Origin of the sequence: Chloroflexus sp. (assembly GCF_034435895.1) — a bacterium.
GTDB lineage: Bacteria > Chloroflexota > Chloroflexia > Chloroflexales > Chloroflexaceae > Chloroflexus.
On record NZ_DAOTWH010000118.1, the window covers coordinates 1 to 3,231 of the forward strand.

4 protein-coding genes are annotated in these 3,231 nt (G+C 64.1%); all 4 read left to right on the top strand.

Translation table 11 applies throughout. The features are described from left to right. Positions 1 to 87 precede the first annotated feature (87 nt). A complete protein-coding gene (locus U9R81_RS06995; protein ID WP_322494791.1) occupies positions 88 to 1,011 on the top strand; it encodes a hypothetical protein in 924 nt (307 codons plus the stop codon). Between the two features lie 142 nt (positions 1,012 to 1,153). Beyond that, complete coding sequence (locus U9R81_RS07000; RefSeq protein ID WP_322494788.1) at positions 1,154 to 1,765, top strand: histidine phosphatase family protein; 612 nt, start codon at positions 1,154 to 1,156, stop codon at positions 1,763 to 1,765. Positions 1,766 to 1,767: 2 nt separating this feature from the next. After that, a complete protein-coding gene (cobS, locus tag U9R81_RS07005) occupies positions 1,768 to 2,520 on the top strand; it encodes an adenosylcobinamide-GDP ribazoletransferase (RefSeq protein WP_322494789.1) in 753 nt (250 codons plus the stop codon). A gap of 73 nt (positions 2,521 to 2,593) precedes the next feature. After that, positions 2,594 to 3,231: energy-coupling factor transporter transmembrane component T (locus tag U9R81_RS07010; protein WP_322494790.1), on the top strand; the 638-nt coding region annotated here is incomplete at its 3' end.

Genomic DNA, 3,231 nt, shown 5'->3' on the forward strand with positions numbered 1-3,231 from the left:
AGGCGGGATAACGAGAAGCTGGCTTGGCTCGCAGGACACAGCAGCGCTGCTGAGGGCACAGCGGCGCTGTGCCCGTACCGTACAACGATGAATAAGCAGATTTTTCAACTTGTTGTCTTGGTCGCGATCGCGCTCCTCTCCGGTGTGGCTGCCGCCCAACCGGCGGTGAACCGCGCCGGGGTGGTCGTGCGGTTTGGCAATGGCGAAGTCGTCACTGCATGCGTCGAGTTTAGCGAGCCGTCGATCAGCGGGTTGGAGCTGCTCGAACGCAGTGGTTTGCCGGTGATTAGCCAGCAAAGCAGTATCGGCGCGGCGGTGTGCAAGATCGGGCGCGAAGGGTGCGATTATCCGGCCACCAGTTGCTTCTGCGCTCGCGATCAGCAGGGCCGGGCGGTGTATTGGGCTTTCTACCGGCGCGAAGCGGGTGCGTGGCGCTACTCTAATCTCGGCGCGAGCAACGTGCGGGTCAGCGATGGCGATCTGCACGGGTGGGCATGGGGGCCGGGTGACGCCAGCGGCGGCGCGGCGCCGCCTAGTCTAGAACTTGCCGATGTGTGCCGGAGTGCAGCGGCGGAACCGGTCGCGACGGCTGATCCCACCGCAACGCCATTGCCCACAGCGCCACCGGCACCCACCGCAACGCCATTGCCCACAGCGCCACCGGTACCCACCACAACGCCATTGCCCACAGCGCCACCGGTACCCACCACAACGCCATTGCCGGAAGCAACGGCAGTGCCCACGACGACAGCAGTGCCTACGGCGACAGTGGCGCCAACGGAAACACCGGCGCCCGCAGCGACGGAAACGCCTACCTTGACGGCGGTGCCCACAATAACAGCAGCACCAGCGATGACGGCAGCGCCGGCGGGCGGAGCAGCCTCCAATCCACCGGCGGCGACCGGCAATGGTAATGCCGGGCAATGGCTCGGCTTTGCGGCGCTGGCGGCGTTGTTGATCGGCGGTATTGTCGTGGCGGCAACGAATAAACGAATGGGCGGAACGAATTAACGAATAGGGATGTGCCTGTGTAGAGCCGCACGGCCCGGGAGCCATGCGGCACAGACGGCGGTAGGGTCGGCGGCGATGGGCCGGTCGAATGGAGAGCCACACGGCCGTGCGGCTCTCAGCAGATTGAGGAGTTTGCACCACCATGCGCACCAGTATCTGGTTCGTTCGCCATGGCCAAACCGAAGCCAACCGCGCGCGCCGGTATTTGGGCCGCGGTGATAGCCCGCTGACCGAGTACGGCCTGCGCCAGCACGCGGCGGCGGCGAGCCGGCTGCGCCCGTTGCCCTTTACGCACGCCATTGCCAGCCCTACCCAGCGCACACGCGCGTTGGCTGAGGACCTGCTGCAGCATCGTTCCATCCCGTTGCGGGAAGACCCGCGCTGGCTTGAGGTTGATCAGGGTTTGTGGGAGGGGTTGACGTACCGCGAAGTGACGCGACGTTTTCCTGCCGATGCCCAAGCGCGTTGGGCGCTGGGGGTAGACGGGCGGCCTACCGACGGCGAGAGTCTGGCCGAGGCGGCGGCACGGGTGGCAGCGGCATGGCAGGAGCTGTTGGCAACCTATCGCGGCGGCAGAATTCTCGTGGCCACGCATGCGACGCCTATTCAACTCGTGCTCTGTTTTTGTTGTAATATCCCGATCGCCGATCATTGGCGCTGGCGGATCGATTTGGGGAGTATCACTGCGCTTGATGTCTACGGTGCGTCTATCATTATCCGCACGGTCAATACCGTGCCTCCTCTGGGAGGATGACTATGAGCGAATCGCCGGATCGCCCCGCCACTGGTTTGCTTGAAGCTATCCGCTTTCTCACCATTATCCCGCTGCCCGGTCTGCCGCCAATGAACGAGCAGAGCGTGGCGCGGGCGATTCCGTGGTTCCCGGCTGCTGGGTTAGTCATCGGTGGCGCAATGGTCGCCGTTGATGCGGTTGCCCGCCCGCTTTGGGGTAATCTAGTGGCGGCAGTGTTGGCTGTCGCGACGTGGGGGATTGTCACCGGCGGCTTGCACCTCGATGGCGTCAGCGATACGTTTGATGCGGTAATGAGCTGGCGTTCGCGTGAGCGCAAGCTCGAGATTATGAAAGACAGCCGGATCGGCGCGATGGGGGCGATTGCGCTGATTATGATTATCTTGCTGAAGGTGGCGTTCATCGCCAGCGCAACCGTGGCATGGCCGGCGTTGCTGTTAGCACCGATGCTTGGCCGCTGGGCCGATTGCTACGGTATCTATCGCTTCCCCCCCGCCCGTGAGGGCGGCTTGGGCCGGATGTTTAATTCATACGTCCAGCAGCGCGATCTCTGGTTCTCGTCGGTGCTGATGCTGGGCAGCGCATGGCTGATTGCCGGTCTGGCCGGGATCATCGCGGCGGCGTTGGTGCTTGCGGTCGCGCATCTGCTGGCGCGCTGGTGGGTGCATGATCTCGGTGGTCTGACCGGCGATACCTACGGCGCGCTGTGCGAGATTGGCGAGGTCGTTGCGCTGGCAGCATTGACAATCCGAATATAAATGGTTGGTTCTTAGCCTCACCTTGTTCTTTCAACCAACCGCGTTGCGCCTTGGCGTGGCAGAAAGGCTCGCTATGCACACCCGCACATGGCTTTGGTGGCTGGTCGCCGCCGCTACAATCGCGACGCTGGCCCCGCACCCGCTCTACCATATCTTGTTGATGCTGGCGGTGACGTATGTCTTTGCCGCCCGGCGCGACGATCGCCCGCTGGCGCGCAGCTTCGCGCTCTTTGCCAGCGCCGGCGCGATTGTATGGCTCGGCTATGTCATCTTTGCCGTGGTGACGGTGGGCGGGCCGCGGGGGGCGACGGCGCTGGTTGCATTGCCTGCCTTGCAATTGCCGGTCTGGTTGGGCGGGATTGTGTTGGGTGGGCCGATCACTGCCGAAGCGCTGGCGTGGGGGGTGACCCGTGGGTTGGGGTTGTGGGCTTTGCTGCTGATCTTTGGCGCATTTAATGCACTGGTCGATCACCACCGGCTATTGCGACTGGCGCCGCGCTCACTCTTCCACGCCGGATTAGCCGTTACGATCGCGATTGCCTTTGCGCCGGGGTTAGTGCACTCCATCGAAACCATCACCGCTGCCCAACGCGCGCGCGGCCACCGCTTTGGCAGCCTGCGCAGTTGGTGGGCGCTGGCCGGGCCATTGCTGGCCGGCAGCCTTGAACGGGCGCTGCAATTGGCCGAAGCGTTGGAGGCGCGCGGTTATGG

What these genes read in the sequence shown, in the direction of transcription:
- U9R81_RS07000 (WP_322494788.1), top strand. Translation starts at nt 1,154, where the DNA reads ATGCGCACCAGTATCTGGTTCGTTCGCCATGGCCAAACCGAAGCCAAC.
- cobS (WP_322494789.1), top strand. Translation starts at nt 1,768, where the DNA reads ATGAGCGAATCGCCGGATCGCCCCGCCACTGGTTTGCTTGAAGCTATC.
- U9R81_RS06995 (WP_322494791.1), top strand. Translation starts at nt 88, where the DNA reads ATGAATAAGCAGATTTTTCAACTTGTTGTCTTGGTCGCGATCGCGCTC.